The sequence below is a fragment of the Halanaerobaculum tunisiense genome (assembly GCF_054657635.1).
The window spans coordinates 48,551-69,964 of sequence record NZ_BAAHYI010000001.1; the positions used below are offsets into that span (position 1 = coordinate 48,551).

The 21,414-nt window shown below is 30.7% G+C and carries 18 protein-coding genes; 6 read left to right on the forward strand and 12 right to left on the reverse strand.

Annotation, left to right across the window (positions count from 1 at the left end; all coding sequences use genetic code 11):
- Positions 1 to 83 precede the first annotated feature (83 nt).
- From mutL to tnpB, 6 genes are all read right to left on the reverse strand, one after another.
- Complete coding sequence (mutL, locus tag ACYQ3D_RS00235) at positions 84 to 1,901, reverse strand: DNA mismatch repair endonuclease MutL (RefSeq protein WP_459834852.1); 1,818 nt, start codon at positions 1,899 to 1,901, stop codon at positions 84 to 86.
- A 197-nt stretch (positions 1,902 to 2,098) separates the two neighbouring features.
- Entirely contained in the window at positions 2,099 to 4,753 is a 2,655-nt protein-coding gene (gene mutS, locus ACYQ3D_RS00240) for a DNA mismatch repair protein MutS (RefSeq protein WP_459834855.1), read from the reverse strand.
- 149 nt (positions 4,754 to 4,902) lie between these two features.
- A complete protein-coding gene (locus ACYQ3D_RS00245) occupies positions 4,903 to 5,271 on the reverse strand; it encodes a YlbF/YmcA family competence regulator (RefSeq protein WP_459834858.1) in 369 nt (122 codons plus the stop codon).
- A 17-nt stretch (positions 5,272 to 5,288) separates the two neighbouring features.
- A complete protein-coding gene (gene miaB, locus ACYQ3D_RS00250; protein ID WP_459834860.1) occupies positions 5,289 to 6,617 on the reverse strand; it encodes a tRNA (N6-isopentenyl adenosine(37)-C2)-methylthiotransferase MiaB in 1,329 nt (442 codons plus the stop codon).
- Between the two features lie 327 nt (positions 6,618 to 6,944).
- Positions 6,945 to 7,907, reverse strand: a complete 963-nt coding sequence (locus tag ACYQ3D_RS00255) for a YbaY family lipoprotein (RefSeq protein ID WP_459834862.1) — start codon at positions 7,905 to 7,907, stop codon at positions 6,945 to 6,947.
- A gap of 141 nt (positions 7,908 to 8,048) precedes the next feature.
- Entirely contained in the window at positions 8,049 to 9,161 is a 1,113-nt protein-coding gene (gene tnpB / locus ACYQ3D_RS00260) for an IS200/IS605 family element RNA-guided endonuclease TnpB (RefSeq protein WP_459834864.1), read from the reverse strand.
- Between the two features lie 99 nt (positions 9,162 to 9,260).
- Here tnpB and ACYQ3D_RS00265 point away from each other — a divergent pair, with 99 nt between their 5' ends.
- The gene (locus ACYQ3D_RS00265; protein WP_459834866.1) at positions 9,261 to 9,413 is read left to right on the forward strand and encodes a ribbon-helix-helix domain-containing protein; all 153 of its coding nucleotides are present in this window, start codon (positions 9,261 to 9,263) and stop codon (positions 9,411 to 9,413) included.
- Between the two features lie 363 nt (positions 9,414 to 9,776).
- On the opposite strand, the gene ACYQ3D_RS00270 is transcribed toward ACYQ3D_RS00265, so the two are convergent.
- Both ACYQ3D_RS00270 and ACYQ3D_RS00275 read right to left on the reverse strand, forming a co-directional pair.
- Entirely contained in the window at positions 9,777 to 10,940 is a 1,164-nt protein-coding gene (locus tag ACYQ3D_RS00270; protein ID WP_459834868.1) for an RNA-guided endonuclease InsQ/TnpB family protein, read from the reverse strand.
- Between the two features lie 61 nt (positions 10,941 to 11,001).
- A complete protein-coding gene (locus tag ACYQ3D_RS00275) occupies positions 11,002 to 11,184 on the reverse strand; it encodes a hypothetical protein (RefSeq protein ID WP_459834871.1) in 183 nt (60 codons plus the stop codon).
- A gap of 698 nt (positions 11,185 to 11,882) precedes the next feature.
- On the opposite strand from ACYQ3D_RS00275, the gene ACYQ3D_RS00280 reads away from it, so the two are divergent.
- Positions 11,883 to 15,260 (forward strand): Eco57I restriction-modification methylase domain-containing protein, encoded by a 3,378-nt coding sequence (locus ACYQ3D_RS00280; protein ID WP_459834873.1) that lies wholly within the window; start codon positions 11,883 to 11,885, stop codon positions 15,258 to 15,260.
- Between the two features lie 106 nt (positions 15,261 to 15,366).
- Here the strand turns inward: ACYQ3D_RS00280 and ACYQ3D_RS00285 are convergent, their stop codons facing one another.
- From ACYQ3D_RS00285 to ACYQ3D_RS00300, 4 genes are read right to left on the reverse strand one after another with little or no spacing between them, the layout of a single operon-like run.
- Entirely contained in the window at positions 15,367 to 17,112 is a 1,746-nt protein-coding gene (locus ACYQ3D_RS00285) for a DUF2326 domain-containing protein (protein WP_459834876.1), read from the reverse strand.
- Positions 17,109 to 17,339: an ABC-three component system middle component 6 gene (locus tag ACYQ3D_RS00290; RefSeq protein ID WP_459834878.1), complete on the reverse strand. Its 231-nt coding sequence runs from the start codon at positions 17,337 to 17,339 to the stop codon at positions 17,109 to 17,111. Before ACYQ3D_RS00290 ends, ACYQ3D_RS00285 begins: the two co-directional genes overlap by 4 nt.
- Before the next feature lie 29 nt (positions 17,340 to 17,368).
- On the reverse strand, positions 17,369 to 17,902 hold the full coding sequence (locus tag ACYQ3D_RS00295) for a hypothetical protein (protein WP_459834881.1): 534 nt from the start codon (positions 17,900 to 17,902) through the stop codon (positions 17,369 to 17,371).
- Between the two features lie 3 nt (positions 17,903 to 17,905).
- The gene (locus ACYQ3D_RS00300; RefSeq protein ID WP_459834883.1) at positions 17,906 to 18,334 is read right to left on the reverse strand and encodes a hypothetical protein; all 429 of its coding nucleotides are present in this window, start codon (positions 18,332 to 18,334) and stop codon (positions 17,906 to 17,908) included.
- A gap of 484 nt (positions 18,335 to 18,818) precedes the next feature.
- Between ACYQ3D_RS00300 and ACYQ3D_RS00305 the strand changes: the two genes are divergently transcribed.
- The 4 genes from ACYQ3D_RS00305 (at position 18,819) to ACYQ3D_RS00320 (ending at position 21,298) form a co-directional block, all read left to right on the forward strand.
- Positions 18,819 to 19,109, forward strand: a complete 291-nt coding sequence (locus tag ACYQ3D_RS00305; protein WP_487247282.1) for a recombinase family protein — start codon at positions 18,819 to 18,821, stop codon at positions 19,107 to 19,109.
- 53 nt (positions 19,110 to 19,162) lie between these two features.
- A complete protein-coding gene (locus tag ACYQ3D_RS00310) occupies positions 19,163 to 19,459 on the forward strand; it encodes a recombinase family protein (protein WP_487247283.1) in 297 nt (98 codons plus the stop codon).
- 15 nt (positions 19,460 to 19,474) lie between these two features.
- On the forward strand, positions 19,475 to 19,822 hold the full coding sequence (locus ACYQ3D_RS00315) for a hypothetical protein (protein ID WP_459834885.1): 348 nt from the start codon (positions 19,475 to 19,477) through the stop codon (positions 19,820 to 19,822).
- A gap of 297 nt (positions 19,823 to 20,119) precedes the next feature.
- Positions 20,120 to 21,298: a divergent polysaccharide deacetylase family protein gene (locus ACYQ3D_RS00320; RefSeq protein ID WP_459834888.1), complete on the forward strand. Its 1,179-nt coding sequence runs from the start codon at positions 20,120 to 20,122 to the stop codon at positions 21,296 to 21,298.
- The last annotated feature ends 116 nt before the right edge of the window (positions 21,299 to 21,414 follow it).

Below are 21,414 nucleotides of genomic sequence, written 5' to 3' on the forward strand. Positions count from 1 at the left end.
TTTACAGTTTACAATGTACAATTAGTATTTGGGTTTGATTTTAATTGTAAATTGTTCATTGTTAATTATCAATTGATTTAATGCTACCTTCGTTTAAACTTCTTTTCTAGCTCTTTTTTGGATAACTGCATGACAACAGGTCGACCATGAGGACAATTAGTTACATCATACTCTCTAACTTGATCTAATAAGTGATTCATCTCCTCAACTGATAATTTATCCCCACCTTTAATAGCACTCTTACAAGACAGCATAGTTAAAAACTCTTCTACTAACTGTTCAGAGGTGGTCTTTCTTTCCTCCAATAATTGATCAATACAATCTAGAATTAACTGCTTATCATCTAAATTATATAATTGTAAAGGAACTCCGCGCACTAGATAACTAGTTCCTCCAAATTCTTCTAACTCAAATCCTAACTGCTTTAATTCTTCCTCTCTGTCTCCTACTAACTCTACTTCTTGGTGGGTTAAATCTAATTGAAGAGGAACTAATAATTCCTGAATCTGTACTTCTTGAGCTCGAAATTTAGTTAATAATTCTTCGTAAATAATCCTCTCGTGAGCAGCATGCTGATCTATAATATACATTCCGTCTTGACCTTGAGCAATAATATAAGTCTGATGAATCTGACCTAACGGTACTAAATTAAAATTTGCTTGGTAGTCTTCTTGATCTTCTTTGATTGAGACTTCTGAATCAGTATCAGCTCCTCCCAATAAAGTATCAATCTTGTGGGCTTTTTCTTCCTTAGTAGTTGAGGAAGGAGATTTTTTCGGTTGATGACTAGCTGAGTTTTTACCTTGCTTAGTAGTTGATTTTTGGGGCTCTAAATCCAACTCATTTTGTTTAAACTCTTGATTGGATTGATCTTCTGCTTTATCTTCTTCTAGCTTTAATTCTGGTACTAGATCACTAGCCTTAATAGCTTGACTAACGCCTTCATTGACTAACTGATAGACTAGATTACCACGGCTGAATTTAGCTTCTAACTTAGTAGGATGAATATTAACATCTACATGAACTGGATTTAATTTCAACTTCAAGACCACAATAGGATACCGATTAACTGTTAGCAGTGTATGATAAGCTTCTGCTACTGCTTTTCCTAGCAATCCACTTTTAATAAACCGACCATTAACAAAGTAGGATTGATGGCGACGAGAAGAACGAGTTACACTTGGTTTAGAGATATAACCCTTTAACTCCATATGATAATCCTGATAATCAACAGGAATCATTTCAGCCGCTACCTTGCGACCATAAATATTAAAGATAACATCCAATAACTCTCCATTGCCTGCTGTTTCTACTATCTTGCGGCCATTATGTTCTAGAGAAAAACTAATCTCTGGATAAGCCAGACTTAACCGATTAACAATATCACTAATATGCCCAATCTCAGTAGAATTTTTCTTGAGATATTTATATCTAACTGGCGTATTAAAAAACAAATCCCGGACTATAATATTCGTTCCTTGTCGACAACCACAACTTTCTTGCTGTTTAACTTCGCCTCCTACCAACTCCAGCCTAGTACCACTTAAACTATCCTCAGTCTTAGTCGTTATCTCTAATTTAGAAACAGCAGCAATACTAGGTAAAGCCTCTCCTCTAAACCCTAATGTTCGGAGAGTAAATAAATCATTAGCCTGACTGATCTTACTAGTAGCATGGCGCTCAAAAGCTAACTGAACATCCTCGGTTGTTAGTCCTTCTCCATCATCTATTACCTGAATATAGTCTTTTCCACCATTTTTAACTTTAATCTGGATCCGACTACTACCTGCATCAATAGCATTCTCCACTAATTCCTTGACTACTGATGCTGGTCTCTCGACTACTTCTCCAGCTGCTATTTTATTTGCTACTTCTTCTGTTAATAACTGAATTTGGCCCATTTTTGTTCCTCCTTTCCTGATTAGTTTACAGTTTACAATTTAAAGTTTACAATTAAATTCAAAACCCAAACTCCAATCTTGTCCTTAACCTCAATCTTAGTTTTAATCTTAATCTCAGCCTTGTCCCTAACCTCATCCTCAACCTCGCCCTTGATCTTGGACTTAGTCTTAAACTCAATCTTAAACTTATCCTTAGCCTACTCCCTCTCTTCTTTAGCTTGTTGTTGCAGATGATGTAATTTATTCATAGCCTCTAAAGGAGTCAAGGACATAATATCTAACTTACTTAACTCTTCTACTACTGGACTAGATTGACTATTAAATAATGAGAGTTGACTCTCTTCTTCTACCCGATTAGCCTCTTCTAACTCCTCTTGTTCTGTTACTGGATTGGAGTCAACAACTGTTTCTTTGACCTTTTCTTCTTCCTTTTCTTCTAACTGAGCTAAGATCTCCTGCGAACGATCAATTACTGAACTAGGCACTCCAGCTAACTCAGCTACTTCAATCCCATAACTTTGGTCTGCCTCACCAGGAACAATCTTATGCAAGAAAACAACTTCGTCCCCTTCTTCTTCAACGGCCACATTATAATTTTTAACTCCTGGCAAAGTATCTTCTAATTCAGTTAATTCATGATAATGAGTAGCAAACAGGGATTTGGCCCCTATCTGAGTTGGATTGGCAATATATTCTGTTACTGCCCAAGCAATACTTAACCCATCATAAGTACTAGTTCCTCGTCCTACTTCATCTAAAATAATCAAACTTTGCTCAGTAGCATTATTTAAAATATTAGCTACTTCATTCATCTCCACCATAAAAGTACTCTGTCCTGTAGTTAGGTCATCTGAGGCCCCCACTCGAGTAAAGATCCGATCAACAATCCCTAATTGTGCCTTAGCAGCAGGGACAAAACTACCAATTTGGGCCAACAAAGTAATTAAAGCTACTTGGCGCATATAAGTCGACTTCCCTGACATGTTAGGCCCAGTGATAATACAGAAACGATCCTCTGCCTGATCCAAATAAGTATCATTAGGAACAAATACTTCTTCTTCCATCATCTCTTCAACTACTGGATGAAAACCACTATCAATATTAATCTGCTCTCCGGTTGTAACCTCTGGTTTTGTATAATCATTATTTAAAGCTACATCAGCTAGAGATAATAAAGCATCTAATTCAGCTAAAACTGTAGCCGACTGCTGAATCCGCTCTGTCTGGGCAGCTACTTGATCCCTAACCTTTATAAATAGTTCATACTCTAATTCTTTACTATTCTCCTGGGCCCCTAAAATAGTTGATTCTTTCTCCTTTAGTTCTGGGGTAATATACCGTTCACTATTGGTTAAGGTCTGTTTTCGCACATAATCATCAGGAACAGCATCTAAATTAGCCTTAGTTACCTCAATATAATAACCATGAACTTTATTATGACCAACCTTCAAAGAACTAATACCAGTTCTTTCCCGTTCTTGTTGTTGTAAATCTAAAATCCATTGTTTACCATGCTCCATAGCCTCTAATAACTCGTCCAGTTCTTCATCATACCCTTTCTTAATAATATCACCTTCAGTTAATGTAGAAGCTGGATCATCTTTAATTGCCTTATCGATTAATTCGGCTATTTCTTCTAACTTATCCAGTCGGTCTTGGAGATGATTTAATTTAGGGGTCTTAAACTGAGTTAGAGCTTGTTCAACATCAGGTAGGATATCTAAAGAACTTTTCAGTGAAATCAAATCCCGCGCATTAGCCGAACCATAAGTGATCTTACCTAATAACCTCTCGATATCATAAACTTCCTTTAGTAACTCCTTAAGTTCCTCTTTAACAAAGATATTCTCTGTAATCTCTTCTACCCCAGCAAGACGATTCTGAATTCTGTCTAATTCTAATAATGGCTGCTCAACCCACTTTTTTAACATTCGACCACCTATAGCAGTTACTGTCTCATCTAGTACCCAGAGCAGACTCCCTCGTTTTTTCTTCTCCCGCATTGTCTTAGTTAATTCTAAATTACGCCGAGTATTAGCATCTAAGACCATATAATCAGTAGTAGAATAAGTAGCTAGTTGATTAATATGGTGCAAACTACGCTTTTGAGTCTCCAACAAAAAGTCTAGTATTGCTCCAGCAGCTTTAGTTGCTAATGGTAAGTCCTGACACCCGAAGCCTTCTAAATTAGCTACATTGAAGTGATCAGTCAATAAGCGATAAGCCTCATCTTGAGCAAAATCTTCAATTTCGGTTACACTTGAAGTCAACTGCTGGGCAATAAAATCTGTAATTTTAGCTGTAGCTTGTACTTGCTCAGTTAATAGTATCTCTGACGGATTGATTCTTGATAATTCATCAATTACTTTGTTTCCTTGATTTGCACCTTTTAATTGAGTTGTCACAAATTCTCCTGTAGACACATCCACTACAGCAAAACCATACCCTTGCTTAGCACCTGTTATAGCTGCTAAATAATTATTATCTTTATCCTCTAATAGATCATTATTTATTATTGTACCAGGAGTAATCACCCGGACGACTTCTCTCTTAACTAGACCACTACTAGCACTTGGGTCCTCTACCTGCTCACAAATAGCCACCCGAAAACCTTTCTCAATCAATTGAGCAATATAAGACTCAGCTGATTTACAAGGCACTCCTGCCATTGGCGTTTCTTCTCCGCCACCTTTATTCCGCGAGGTTAATGTAATTTCTAATTCTCTAGCTACTGTCTTAGCATCTTGATTAAACATCTCATAAAAATCACCTAACCGAAAAAATAAAATCTCTTCTTGGTATTTTTCTTTAATCGAAAAGTACTGTTGCATTAACGGCGTTAAATCCGACACAATCAATCCCTCCTGCGACAAATAGTTACTTCAAACCTATTATAATTCTATGAATTATATTATACCATATTTATAGTTAGATAAAAAATAGAAACCAATAAAAAAACCTCTAAGCCAAATGGCCTAGAGGTAGCTTATAGCTTAAAAGGTTAGCAACAACCTTCGCCGCAATTATCATCTTGACAATCTTCTTCATCACTTAATGCACCAGAGATAACTTTATTAACTGTTTCCATTACTTCATTAAACTTCTCTTGCGCACCCATTAGTTCTTTTAACTTCTCATGGTCTTCCATCTTAGCTTGTAAAGACTGTAATTTGTTCTTAGTCTCATCAGCTACAGCTTGACCATTCATCTGCGCCATCTGTGCTTTCTTTTGCTCAGCTTGTAGCTCCTGTAAAATACCTTGAGCTTCCTCATCTTCAGCTACCTTAGCTTCAATATCTTTAAGTGCTTTATATTCTTCAGAATCAACAATTGCATCAGCTAAATCTTGTGCTTTTTCCATAATTGCCATAAGTAAAATCCCCTTTCTTAATTTACGATCTCACCAAATAATGTCCAACTCTGTACCTTATTAATTTTAACATCAATTAGCTGTCCTGTCAAATCCTGATCTGATTCTACAATAACAACCTTGTTAGTCCGAGTTCTACCCGACATTTTCGTAGCATCTTTTTTACTTGGCCCGTCCACTAATACTTCTACTGTCGATCCTTTTAATTCCTGATTTTTCTGTAAACCAATCTCACTTTGTAAATCAAGTAACTTTTGGTGTCGTTCCTTTTTTACTTCTTCAGGCACTTGATCATCCATCTTAGCTGCTGGAGTGCCTGTTCGCTGGGAGTAAATGAAAGTAAAGGCTCTATCAAATTCAACTTCCTGATAGATTTCCATAGTCTCAGCAAAATCTTCTTCTGTCTCGCCAGGAAAACCTACAATCAAATCAGTAGTAATTACAGCTTGAGGTTTTCTCTCCTCTAACTCACTTACTAACTGTAAGTATTCCTCTTTAGTATAACCACGATTCATCTTTTTTAAAAGTCGATTACTACCTGATTGGATAGGTAAATGATAGTGTTCACAGACATTCTCTAAATTAGTTACTGTTTTTATTAACTTATCATTAAAATCTCGCGGATGAGAAGTCATAAATCTAATCCGCGGCAATCCTGGAATATCATTAACTTCTGTTAATAAATCAGCAAAATCAATCTCCTGCTCTAAATCTTGACCATAGGAATTAACATTTTGGCCTAGCAACATTACCTCTTTAACTCCATCAGCTACTAACTCTTTAATCTCGCTAATAATCTCCTCACGGGGCCTACTTCTCTCCTGACCACGCACATAAGGAACAATACAGTAAGTACAGTAGTTATCACAACCATAAATAATATTCACCTTAGCTTTATGGTCGTTCTCCCTATCAGTGGGCATTTGGCCAATTGCTTCCCGAGAATCATCCCAGACTTCTACTAAACTTTTACTCTTGTCCTGGGCTTCTGTTAATAACTCAGGGAATCTATGAATATTATGTGTCCCAAATACAATATCTATAAAATTATATCTCTGTTTAATCTTATTGACAACTTCTTCTTGCTGCATCATACAACCACAAAGACCTACAATCAATTCTGGATTTTCTTTTTTTAATTGTTTGATTTCTCCTAGTTTACCAAACACTTTAAGTTCAGCATTCTCTCGCACACAACAGGTATTGAGAATAATTACATCTGCTTCTCCTAATTCAGCAGCTAAGGTATACCCCTCATCTTCTAGTACACCAGCTAATTTCTCCGAATCATGTTCATTCATCTGACAACCGTAAGTACGGATGAAGTATCTTTTATCCTCTGGCATAACTGATCGCTCCTTCAATTCTATAATCTATATTATATCAGCTTGTTATTCATTTTAGCCTAAGTAGTATTATAACATACAAAGTAAATATTGCAAAAACTATCTTTCAAAAGGATAGCATCAATTTTTTATAGATTAACAATTAAACTAGACCTAATTATTAAATACTAGTTTAATAGATCTTAATGCTTCATTCAAACCAGTCCTTTTAACTTCATTTATACTCTGATCAACACCTTCCTCTAATCACGCTACCAGCTTTTCTAATCCTATTTTTTCCTCATTATTTGCATTAACTATTAATTCACTAAAAGCTTCTTTAACTAATTATAATTTGTAAGCACCACCAACTAGCTCTTTATCAACAATTTTAAGTTTCACAGTATAGAGATATTCTTCTCCGCTCATTATATCAGTATGCCTCTTATCAATTAGCTGTAACTGAAAATTTAATAAACTAGTATTCACATTATAAACTATCTTTTGCTGAGTTACTTCTTTCTTAATCTGATCTCTATCTATCAGCAGTTTATTTTCTCCGTAACCGAAATTCAACTCTAGCCTTTTTTCATCTAATTCTAAATACCAGAATGGCTCTTGGCCCCAAGCTTTTAAAGGCACAGTTTCTGGATTATAATTAGCTAAAGTTATCTTTTCTGCTTTAATTCTTTTATCTTCTTTTTCTATTAATGCTTCGTCGCCTTTATTCCAAAAACTTATTTGTTCGTTAGCATATTTAACTCCAGAAGCAGTTCGCAACTGCGATAATATATATTCTTCTCCCTTATAAATGATCTGCGCTAGACCCTCTAAAGCAAGCAACTTTAAATAGCTTTCTTCAGTTTTAAACACCTCTTTTGAAATTTGGCCACGCACCTGTTTTAAGAATATTTCTTGCTTTTCAGCCAATTTAGCACTATCATTAATCTTTTTACTTCCCTGCCACAACACTTGATTATTTCTAGATTTAATCACTGCCTGAAGAGAGTAATTACTAGCCGAATCAATCTTGTCTCTATCTAACTTCAACTTAAAATCAATCGGAACTTGACCATGAATCTCTTTTTCTTGCTTCGTTATAATTAAATCTTCAATCTGGCTAGCTTGATTATTAACTAATAATAATTTAAAAGTTGTCTGCGATGGCAAGGCTATTTTCTCTTTGTAATTTAAACTACCGTTAATTTCTGTTTGACTATCTAACCCAGTCTGACTAAAAACTGTAGATGAAAATAAAAAAATCAATAGTAAAACAAATATTAATTTAAACTTATTCATTAAACATATCATTTTTTGACCCTCCCCGGGGCAAGCCCACGAGGATTCTTAGGCTGAGAGTGTAACCACTACTCATATATAGCAGGCTTAAAATTCAAAACCTGCTATGTAAACTCCTAAGCGTAACTTCCTGTCAGCCCGACAGTACATATCCTAAGTGGTACTTGCCTTTATTTTTAATCCTTCGTTTAAAATGTTCAAACTAGCGTTAATGTCCCTGTCATGAACTTCTCCACACTCAGGACATTCCCACTTTCTGACTTTTAAATCTTTGACTTTCTCATTTTTGTAGCCACAACTATTGCATAATTGACTACTAGCAAAGAAGGTATTTATCTTAACTAAGTTTCTACCATACCACTTTGCTTTATAAGTTAGCAACTCAACAAACTTACTCCAACTAGCGTCAGAAATACTTTTAGCTAGTTTAGAGTTTTTAAGCATATTCTTCACTTTAAGCGTTTCTAAGCAAATTGTTTGGTTTTCACGAATTAGCTTAGTTGACAGTTTGTGAAGAAAATCTAAGCGTATATTTTTAACTTTTTCATGTACTTTAGCTAGTTTCTTTTTAACTTTATGCCAATTATTTGAACCTTCTTCTTTCCTAGCTAAACTTCTGTTTAATCTAGCAATTTTCTTTTCATATTTCTTTAATACTTTAGGATTTTCTATCTTTTCACCATTAGAAGTAATAGCAAATTCTTTTAATCCTAAATCTATTCCAATAGCATTATCTTTTTTAGGCAGTTCTTTAATATCTTCTTCAACTGCTACTGAAACATAATATTTATCTATATTGGTTCGAGTTACTGTAACATTTAATATTTTACCTTTAACTTCTTTAGATTTTCTAAATTTAACCCAACCTAATTTAGGTAATTTGATTTTATTATCCTTAATCTCAATATTTGTAGTTCCACTTTTTCTAGTAAATTTGTTAGTGCGATAAGAGTTCTTTTTGTTTTTCTTGGATTTGAACTTAGGAAAATCGTATTTGCCACTAAAATAGTTTTTGAATGCTCGGTCTAAGTCTTTAAGTGCATTTTGTAAAGCAAATTTATCTGGCTCTTTTAACCATTCTAATTCTTTCTTTAATTGAGTTAATTGCTTAGAATATTTAGTATAAGTTAAGTATCCGTTTTCTTTAGCTTTATCTAAGAAATGATTATAAATATATCTGGCACAACCTGCTGATTTATTGATTAAAATTCTCTGTTCTTTATTAGGACATAATCTAAATCTGTATGCTTTTTCTCTAATAGTCATTGAAAAAGTGCCTCCTTTCTATTATAGTATAATTGTACTTTATAAAACATTCTTTTTCAAGTTATTTATATAAAAAACTATAAAAGAAAGGATGATAATATGGCTAGACCTAAAAATGAGATTAAAAGAGAACAAATTAGTACTACTATTGATGAAGAATTAATGAGTATTGTTAGAGACATTAGTAAAGATACTGGTATTCCAATTAATAGGCTTATTGAAGATGCTGTAAGAGAAAAATACCAAAAATAAAAATCAAAACCGTCCACTCTTACCACAGGGCATTATCAAGGGAAACCCTTGCTATAATAAATTCGCCACAGTGGTTTGCGAGTGGACTTACCTCTATAACTTCTTATCAACATACATTGTATTTGACATACTCCCCGCCCATTCATAAATTCATGAGCGAGGATTCTTAAGACCTATCAGGTCTCTTCCATAGCAAACTTCGTGGACTACCCCGCCTTCTGAAAAGGACTAGCATTCCACTTGCTATGACAACACAGATTAGAATTATACCTAATACCTGTGGGCGATGCCTATAGCATGGTAACCCCCACCCTGGCTATTGATGAAAGGCCGGGAGCATGTAACTGTTCTCAGCTCTCAAAATTAAGCTATAAAGCAGGGCGATTGTTGCCCTACCGCAAATTCGCCTTCTACTTGAGAAACCTCAAGATACTTTTTCCAAATATTAATTGCTCCTACACCATCACGATGATACTCAAAACCACATTCTGAACACTTATAGTTACGATTTTTAGGTTTATATCGATTACCACATTTAGGGCAGGTTTGACTAGTATATGCTTCATTTTGCAACTTAACTTCAATCCCCACTGATTCAGCTTTATATTCTATTAAATCATAGATTTTTCCTGCTAACCACTGGTGTAGCTTCTGGTTTATTTTTGAACTATAATTTATATCGGCTCTAATTCCTTTCACATCTCCGATTACTATCGTACTAACTTCTCCTTTAATACAAGAGCCAATCAAGGATGATGTGTATTTTTGCAACAAATCATTAATCTTGTTTTGACTCTTTTCTAAAAGTTTCCGTCGAGCCCGATTTAATTTCTTCCATCTGTTTGAATACTTCTCACATCGACTCATCTTCTGTTGTAGTTTATTTAATTCTTTATTTCTATACCTAAGATAAGAATTTAGTTCGCCTCCATTATAGATTTTAACTTCTTCTCCATCAAAAGTTACTAGCGGATGGATTACTCCTAAATCTATAGTTAAAATTCTATCAGTCTGATAGTCTATCTTTTTATTTTCAATATCTACTATTATATGCAATTGGTATTTATCTAAGTTGTTATTATAGATTAATTCGGCGTATTTTGGTTCTTGATTTAAAGAAGAAGTTTCAATTTCAAATGCTGTTCCTTTTCTACCATTAGATAGTCTTAAAATTCCATTATCTTTTAATTTTATTGCAGATTTTTTATAAATAACTTTGTTATATTTCTTCGTTCGATAAGGTGGTTTGCTGTTTTCAACTTTATCTTTAGATTTAAAATAAGATTTTAAATTGTCATAGTATTGTTGAACAATTCCTTGTTTAGTTTGAGAATGTAGCTCAAAATCTTCCGAGTATAATTTAATTAACTTTTCCATATCTCCCTTTTCTAACCAAAAGTTTTTATTTTGTTTTAGCTTAAAAATAGTAGAAACAACCTTTGAATAAATCCTTCCACTCTGTCTAGCTAATCTATAAGCTAATTCTTGTTGTTGACTAGAAACGCAAATTATATAAGTTTTGTCCATTTTCTCAACTCGCTTTTACACTAAATTTAGTATATCACAATTCCCTACTTGCTAAAAATAATTAGAAATTATTTTTTCGACAATTCATCCCTTCCTCTGTATACTCTTTTCCTGTATCTGGATCAGTCACAGTTCCTGAAAAAGCTACTACTGTATTTACATCTTTAAAGCCTTGTTTCTTAATATACTTGTCAAAAGCTAACTTATATCTAACTGCATGTAGCCTAGAGGACGTTACTACCATAGCTTTTGCCTTACCCTTACCATTAATTTTATCCTTAGTAACTCTATTATAATGCTCAGCCGTATGTACGAATAAAATATTTTTTATCCTCTGGCATAAATTTATCGCTCCTTTTATTCTATAACCTATCTAATTACAAGCTTAATATTAATTTTAGCCTAAATAGTATTATAACATAGAAAACAAACTTTACAAAAGGTACATTACTCTACATATAATAATCCCCAAGCTTATTCACTCGAGATTTATATAAATTAATTGTAGCATTTTTTAAATATTACCTCTTTACTAGATTTTACTCTATAATTTTAAGTGATTATCAGCTTTCTAAATTAAATAATTAAGGTGTAATTTAACTAATTTACCTTTCTCCATCTCTACTCCTCTTTTTAGTTGCGTCAAGTCTCTAATTTCAACTACATTATATGTGGCAGTTAGCGACTTGTCCAATTTATTTTAAAATATTCTTGCTTTATGTTACAATTGTTTCAATCCATACCTGAAAATAGTATAACTATCATTATTTGAGGTGGTATTAGAACAGGTTTCAAAGATAAACTTGTCTATTTTATATGAAGTAAGTTAAAAAGGACAAACAGTCTTTTTTATTATACCCATCTCAGAAACATTTAACTAATTTAGATATTTATTGTTGTATAATGTCGAAAATAAAATTTAAAATGAAGGGGGACATACAATTGGCTGTACTATTTAACAAAAAAGTATTATCCAAACATCTAAATGGCCATGAAATAGATAACCATGAACAAAAACTTAAAATCATAACAGATTGGCAACGAAATCTAGAAAATATTAAAGGAGTTAATGAACAAAGACTTCAATCAGCTTTCCTAACAGGTTTTTTTAGAGATGTTTTAGGATACCAAACAATAAATCAAGCTAATAAAAATAATAATTATAGTTTGAGAATTGAACCATCAACAGAAGTAGACTCTTCTCATCCAGATGGGAGCCTTGGTATTTTTACAGGTTCTGAAGATGGTAAAACCAAAGCAGTTATTGAGCTTAAAGGGCCAAAAATAAGCCTTGATAAAAAACAAAACCGTTCAGGTAAAGACTATGGTACACCTGTTGAACAAGCTTTTAACTATGCTACTAAACATGATGGCTGCAAGTGGATTATTGTCTCTAATATGATTGAAATTAGATTATACAAGTACACTCGTGGTCAAGGTCATTACGAAGAGTTCTTAATCAACAATCTAGATCAAGAAAAAGAGTTTAAAAAGTTTCACCTTCTACTATCTAAAGATAACTTGCTTAATCCTGAAAAAGGAAAAAGCTTGACATTAGAGTTGAGTGAAGAAACAGTACAACACGAAGAAGATATATCAACTGAATTTTATAACTTATATAAGCGTGTTAGGATAGACTTATTTGAACACCTTAAAGAAAACAATCCTAATCATGATGAAGAAATTCTACTAGAAAAAGCTCAAAAGTTTCTTGATAGAATTATCTTCATCTGTTTCTGTGAAGACCTAGCATTACTCCCAACTGATATAATACATAAAGTCATTGAGCAACAGAAAAATAGTTTTACCCCCTCCTCTACCCCAGTTTGGGATGGCATTAGAGGACTATTTAAATCTATAGACGAAGGTAATCCTAATCATAATATAAACGCTTACAATGGGGGATTATTTAAACATGATGAAGTTTTAGATAATCTCATAATTCAAGATGAATTCTTTGATGTAATAAATGAAATTTCTTCTTATGATTTTGATAGTGATTTAGATGTTAATATTTTAGGACATATCTTCGAACAGTCTATCTCAGATATTGAAGAATTAAAAGCTAATATTCAAGACAATGACTATAATAAACAAGAATCTAAACGTAAGAAAGATGGTATCTTCTATACTCCTGAATATATTACTAAGTACATAGTAGAAAATTCAATTGGCAAATATCTAAATGACATTAAAGAAAATCTAGGCTATAATGAATTACCTGATATTGAGTCTGCCTCTACCCCACAGGTGGAAGGTAAATATAAAAAACAACATCTTGAATTCTATGAAGAATACGAAAAAAGACTAAAAGAAATCAAAATACTGGATCCAGCTTGTGGATCAGGTGCTTTCTTAAACCAAGCTTTTGACTATTTATTACAAGAACATCAATGGATCCATAAGCAAATAGAATTTATTAAAGATGAACATGGGCAACGAAGTATCTTTGGTTTATCTTCTTTACAGAAAAGTATCTTAAAAAATAATATCTTTGGAGTTGACCTTAATGAAGAATCAGTAGAGATTACTAAACTTTCCTTATGGCTTAAAACTGCTAATAAGAATAAACCATTGGCCAATCTTGATGATAATATTAAATGTGGAAATTCTTTAATTGATGAACCAGAAATAGCTGGGGATAAAACATTTAACTGGAAAGAAAAGTTCCCTGAAATTATGGCTAACGGTGGTTTTGATATAGTAATTGGTAATCCTCCTTATGTTAGACAGGAAAAAATCAAATTTATAAAATCTTATTTAGAAAATAGTTATCAAATTTTTAGAGGACAAGCAGATTTATATTGTTATTTCTTTGAAAAAGGATTAAATCTTTTAAATCAAAATGGTTATTTAGCCTTTATAAGTTCTAAAAAATTTACCAGGGCTACATATGCAGATAAATTACGAAATTATATTTTACAATATCAAATATATTCTTATACAGATTATGATAAAAAAGTTGTTTTCAAAGAAGCTACTACTGATCCATGTACTATTATTATAAAAAAATCTCAATTTAATAATAATCATACAATAAATTATAATAATAAATACTTTATTCCACAAAAGAATTTAAGTGAAGATGGATGGAGTTTTATAACAAAAAGAAAATTCAAACTTAAAAATAAAATAGAAGAGAAAGGCATGAAATTAAAAAAATGGAATGTAAAAATAAATTATGGAATTAAAACTGGATATAATAAGGCATTTATTATAAATGAAAAAATCAAAAATAGATTAATAGAAAAAGATCCTAAATCTGAAGAAATCATTGAACCCTTACTTAGAGGAAGAAATATAGACAAATATGAAATAAAATCTGATTACCAATATTTATTATTTACTGGTTATGATTTAGATATTACTAAAAAATATCCAGCCATTTATAAATATCTGAAACAATTTGAAGAAAAATTAAAAAACAGATATGATCAAGGAAAAAACTGGTGGAATTTAAGAGAATGCAATTATTATAATCTTTTTAAAGAAAATAAAATAGTTTGGATGGAATTATCGGATAAACCTAAATTCGCTTTAGATACTAATAATTTTTATAGTTTAAATGGTTCTTTTATTATGACAGGGAATAATTTGGAATTTTTAATTTCTATTTTGAATTCTAAATTATCTGAATGGTATTTCGAAAAAATCTCTAATAGTTCTGGGGTAGGAACTACTCAATGGAGAAAATTTCCTATAATTAATTTACCTATACCTCAAGTTAATTCAAAAAAACAGATTCCTTTTATTAATAAAGTTCAAACAATAACTAATGGAAAGAAAACTTTAACAAAAAAACAAAAATTAGATTTCATAGATTTAATAGATAAATACACTTCTCAAACCGGGCCAACTCTATCAACTATAGTAGAACAAGATGGATTCTTCAATAAGATTTACTCTGGTAGGGCTAGAAAAATTAGAGATATGACAGTTAATATTAATGATAATATTATAACCATCTACTCTGATAAATCAAGTTCTGGCCAATATGAACTAATGAAATTTGAAGTTAAAAATAAATACAAACGTCAGTATATTAAATACTATCTTGAAAATTTAACAGAAGAACAATTAGAAGAATTTAATGAATTCAGTGGTGGATTAGTTAAAAGAATTCTACAAATTCAACTTCCAGACTATGATAAATATCAAGTAGTTCGTAAAGTAGTAAATGAATGGAATCAGCTACAGAAAGAAATTGAAGACTTAGAAAACAAAATAGAAAAGACTGATCAAGAAATAGATCAAATGGTTTATGATCTTTATAATCTAACAGATGAAGAAATTAAGATTGTTGAGGAAAGTTTAGATTAAAGTTCATTGTTCTTGATAAGTACTGATCTAAAACTATCCTACTCTTGAGGAAGTTGGCCAACTTAATAGTTGGCCACTGTATCTCTAAATTAACTATAAAAAACTATTAAAAATCTTGCTTGAATATTTTATTTTTCTCTGAATATTGAGCAATAACTTTCTCTTCTAAATTAAATTCTAGCTCTCCATGATTTCTATTAATCCATGTATCTCCTTCATTAGCAGTAAATATGTATTGAAACCTATACTGATCTGATAAATCATTCAATAAATTCATTGTAGCAACAAACTGATTTTTAGCCACACCATTAAAAACTCCATCATGAATTAAAAACCTAGGCATTCTTCTATTCTGTTTTATGGCATTAAAAAGCACAGTTAAATCATATACCAGCACACATCCTCTTGCCTTACCCCATCCATCACTATCTGATGACGTTGCTTTTATTGAAAATTTTGCTTGTCTTCTTCCTGAGTCATAAGAAATATTAAAAACACCTTCTGTATCATAACTATATAAAGAATAATAAATTTGATTAAATACTTTCCTAATATTATTAACTTCATCTTGAATGGAATCAATGAATTTCTTTATTTTAATATTAAGTTCTGCTTCTTCTTTTTCAATAGCTAACAATTCATTTTCTAAATCATTATATAATTTCAATTTCCCTTCCAATTCATTAATTTTTTCTTTCTTTTGGCTAATCCTATTCATCGCTTCAGTTAAATCTTTTATTGCTCCTTTATTATCTAAAATATTAAATAACTCACTTCTTTCTTTATCTAATTCTTGTATCTTTTCTTTTAAATTAGTAGCTTCTTCCCTTAAATTGTTAATTTCTGACTTTAAAAACTTTCTCCGTGAAGACACTAACTTTTTCTTAAACTCAATTGCTTCATTTAATGTCTTTCTAATATTAAAAGCTAGTTCTTCATTAATTTCTTGATACATTTCTTCAATTTCATTAAGAGAAATATTTATATCGAGATCAAAATTTGATTCATATTTTTTTGCTTTCTCTAACATTGAGTGTCTTTTAAAAGTTAATTTTTTTATTTTTTCAGTTATTTCATTAGCTTGTTTTTCTATATCAGAATAACTTTCATCTAATTTATATAATTTTATTTTTTCTTCAAGCTTATCCGTTTCTTGTTTTAAATTTGCAATTCTAGAATTTACATTATCTATTTCTTCTATCCCATATGTATTTTTTATAACTTTCTTTATTTCTTTTCTTGTATCTCGCTTTGCTTTATACTTTTCTTTTAGTTTATAGTTTTTTCGTGCTAATGTATTATCAATCCCCAATAAAAACAAGTTATATGGTATTAGCTCAAGCTCAGATGTATAATGTATATATTTAATAGGATTTTTCTTAAATCCATTTTTCTCATTTCTTGTAAATATTTTTATAAGCCTTCTGAACCATTCATTAGAATATACTCCAGAATAATTCTCATCTTTAAAAAACAAATCACAAAATAATTTTTTTAGATTTTTAATTTTATATTCTTCAAGTTTTCCTCCTTTAATTCCATATAAAATTCTACTTCTTTTTTTAGTGGTTCTTTTTACAATATGAATTTTTCCTTCAATTTCTATTTCTAAAACTACATAATAATCATCCATAATATCTTTAGCTTTATAAAACTCCTGACCTTTACGATAAGATGATAATAAACAAAAATTTATTAAATTAACTAAAGTCGTTTTACCTATACTGTTAAGTGAACTTTTATTTTCAGCTTTATTAGGATGTTTTCCATATATTATATTAATTCCATCATTAAATTGAATCTTATCAAATAATCCTCTGGGTTCTGAATAAATTGACTTTAAATAAATCATCTTTCTATTAACCTCACCGTATAGCCAGAAACTTCTATTGCTTCTATACAATAAAGAAAAGTAAGAGCATTGTAAAAAATATCTATATCTGGATTTTGATTTTCTTTACAATATTCTTCTAGAATTGATTCTATTAAAACCCTTCCATTCAATATCTTTTTTACAATATATGAACCTACTACCAATATGTTCATATCTAAATTTTCATGTTTAGTTGGTACTAACAAAAAAATCCCTCCGATTTAAACTAATAATATTAAAAATATTTTTCTTCTTCTATTTTTTCACCCCAAGTACAATCTTCAAAGAAAAAAAGTACTATAGCTCGAGCAATACGTTTATATTTAGGATTAGATTCTTTAGAATTAGGAGTATATTGATCGAATAAATTTAAGAGTATATCAAAAGTCTTATCTTTTTTTCTTCTTAATCTTATATATCTATCACGAATATCTCCATGAACATCTTTTTGATCAGATGGATTAAAATTAGTAAAAACTTCATCTATTAATTCTATATATTCATAAGCATTCTTTAAATATTCATAAACATCTTCTTGTTCAAAATCATTAAAGTTTAATTTAATTTTTTTAATTATATCAACGAATTCTCCATCTTTAAACTCTTTTTCCTTTTTATTATTTAAAATATATTCAAAAATATCTTTTATTATCCCTAAATCTTCTTCAGCTTGCTCGCTAATATAATAATTATTTTGTTCATTATTTATTCCGCCCTGCATAGATGGACTATGATCAAGTTTATTTTCTTTTTGTAAATTAGAACCCATAAACTATTTATTCCCTATTCCACTATTTTTCTTGTCACCAAAAATAATATTATCCTCAAGCTCATTATCTTTTCCAATATTTTTATCATTAGAAGAACTATTATAAGTAACCTGTCTATTATTATTTCCTCCTTGCATAATTGGACTACTTTCAAAACTACTATGGTTTATACTATTTTTATTTATGGGTTTAGCATTTGATAATATTTCATTAATAGTCTTATTATCATCAATAAAAGCTTCTAAATACTTTTCTGATTTTGTAGCATATTCTGGAGCCTCTTTTAATTCATTCACAATAGCTTTATAATCCTCTTCAGATAAAATAAAATCTTTCAACGATTTTTTTAAATAATCAACAGTTATATTGGCGCCTTTTTTGATCCCATCCCAAATTACCCCACTTAGTAATGTTGAAGTTAAAAAATCCATAATTATATCCTCCTCTGATAGTATAATAAATTAATTAAACTTTCTTATATTTAAAATATCTTCTACAAGACTCTATATAAACCCCATTGAATATCTACTAAAAATTTTTTAATGTAATATCTTTATGGAAAATAATTCAATAAAATCTACCTAATTTTAATCAACATATTTACAATATCTATTTTAATTTACAAATGAAAACAAAGTTTTTTCTAAAACTACTAATATTATAACATTTTAAAAGTAAAAATAAACCATTATAGCGAAATTTATGTATAAATTCTAATATAATAAGAATAAAATTTCAGAAATATAAAAAACAACAAACTGAAAAAAATAACAATACAGCATAACATTTATTCATTACCTATTTATTATCAATTAATAAAATTAATCCGCATTCCAACCTAAAATAAATGATATTTCCCTAAAATTCTGATATACTTAATTATAAAAGTAACCAATAATTCAGTTAATCTTTATATTGGAAAAAGTAGCTATCTACACTAGAGTATCTACTCATCACCAAGTAGATAAAAAATCACTTGACTTCAAAGAAAAAGAACTAAAAAACTACTCTAATTATGTATTAGATATAGATAATTTCGAAATATTCTCCGATGCAGGATATTCCAGCAAAAACACTAAACGTCCAGCCTATCAAGAAATGATAAATGAAATTGAAAATGGAGAATTCACTCACTTACTGGTCTGGAAGATAGATAGAAGCTCCAAAAATCTACTTGATTTCGCTCAAATGTATGAAGAAGGGTAACCTTTGTTTCTAAGAACGAACAGTTTGATACTAGCACAGCAATGGGCGAAGAAATGTTAAAAATAATCTTAGTATTTGCTGAACTAGAAAGAAACTTAGCTTCTGAACGTGTTACTTCTATTATGATTGATAGAGCTGAAAAAGGACTTTGGAATGGAGCACCTACCCCTTTAGGCTATAATTATGATCAGTGGACTACTAAAACCATCTCTCAAATATTAAGAAATCCAATTTATAAAGGTGACTATCGATATAATTATAAAGAATCTGCTAGAGGTAAAATAAAAGATAAAGAAGGATGGGTAGTAGTTGAAGATGCCTTCCCTGCTATTATATCCAATCAACAATAGGCCAAAGTTAACAAAATGCTAGATGAAAATTATATTGGTCAACGCTCTAATCGAGAGAAAGCTAAAAATGTTCATATCTTTAGTGGATTAATAGAATGCCTACACTGGGATCAAAACTTTCTTGCCTCCCCTGAACAAAACCGGAAGTCAGAATTTAAACCAAGCATTTATCGATATCAAGAGTATGCCCTAGGAAAAGCAGCTCATTCCGACTGCCCTGTTAATAATGTGATTTCAGAAACTAATCTAGGGCCATTCATAAAGATGATTGTAGATGATAAGAAGGTTATAGAGATAGAGTTTATCAATGGACTTAAACATAGATTTATATGGCAAGAAGATGCTAAAGGTTTAAAAGTATAAACCCTTACTCTCCCTCTACTCATAGGGAGAGCTTTTCTATATTATTTTATCATGCTAACTATAATAGACAGATAGCCGTATGTACGAACAAAATATCCTTTATCCTCTGGTATGAACTTATTGCTCCTTTTATTCTATAATCTATCTAATTACAAGCTTAATATTCATTTCAGCCTAAATAGTATCATAACATAGAAAGCAAACTTTACAAAAATTATATTAAACCTAAAATCAAAGTTAGGAGTGGATAATAAATTAAATTATAATAGTAAATACTAATCTATAAAAGCAAAGGAAGTGGTCAATTTGAATTACTTAAAGTATATTAGCCTTTTATTGTGTTTTTGCCTACTAGTAACTGGGATTGTATTATTTAGTACTGATATAGATTTAGTAAATAATTTAGAAAAAAATATACCCTATCAATTCTCTTTTTCATTATATCCTGGATTTAATCAACTATTAGAACTAGCAGGATATAACCCAACTACTGAAACTAAAAAAGAATTAGAAACTAAACTTATGAACTCTAAAAAAATAAAACAGAGACTACAAAAGAAGGGTAGAAAAATTTTATCAGATGTTGGCTATAAACAGGGAGTTGCTTATTTAAATTTAACACCAAACATTTATAAATTAAATACTTTTGAACAGTTAGAAATCATTGAATTATTGATTAATGAGGCTTCAAGTGTATCTGGAATAAAGTATATACAATTTCTAATTAATTCACAGAAATTAAGTTTATCACCTTTTTTAGATGTTACACAACAGATTAAAGCAAGAGAGAAAGCTGCTAAAATAGCAATCATTATTGATGATTTTGGAAATAGAGCCCAAGGAACTAAAAAAATATTTGCATTAAAACAAAAAATTACATGTGCTATTATGCCCTTTGAAAAACAATCTACTACTGAAGCCAGAAAAGCTATCAAACAAGATTTTGATGTAATTATTCATTTACCTATGGAAGCAGAATTAGATCGACCTAATTGGTTAGGGCCAAAACCAATTCTAACAGAGTTATCCGACCAAGAAATAAAGACTAGAATGAAAGAAGCTATAAATGATATCCCCCAAGCCATAGGATTTAATAACCACACTGGAGATAAAGCTACTGCTGATAGACATGTTATGGAGATGATTTTGAAAGTTGCCAAACAGAAAGGTTTAATAGCTATAGATAGTAGAACTACTCCTGATACTGTTGTGAAAAAAGTAGCCCACAAACTAAATGTACCAGTACTGGAAAGGGATGTATTCTTGGATCATCAAAAAAACTATGGATATATTCGCAAAGCACTTTTAAAATTAGCAGGAAAAGCAATTAAACAAGGACAAGCTATTGGAATTGGTCATGTTGGCCCTCATGGAGGTAATGTAACAGTTCTAGCTTTGCATAATATTCTACCTAAATTAGATCAAACAGGAATCAGATTTGTAGGAGTCAAGGATTTAATAAATCAGGTTAATTAAAGATCATTATTAGATTATTTCATATTTTTCTAACTTATATATCAAAATTTATTATTTATCTAATCAACCAGGATAAACAACGAAATATATTGAAATAAAGATTAAGGAGGATTAAC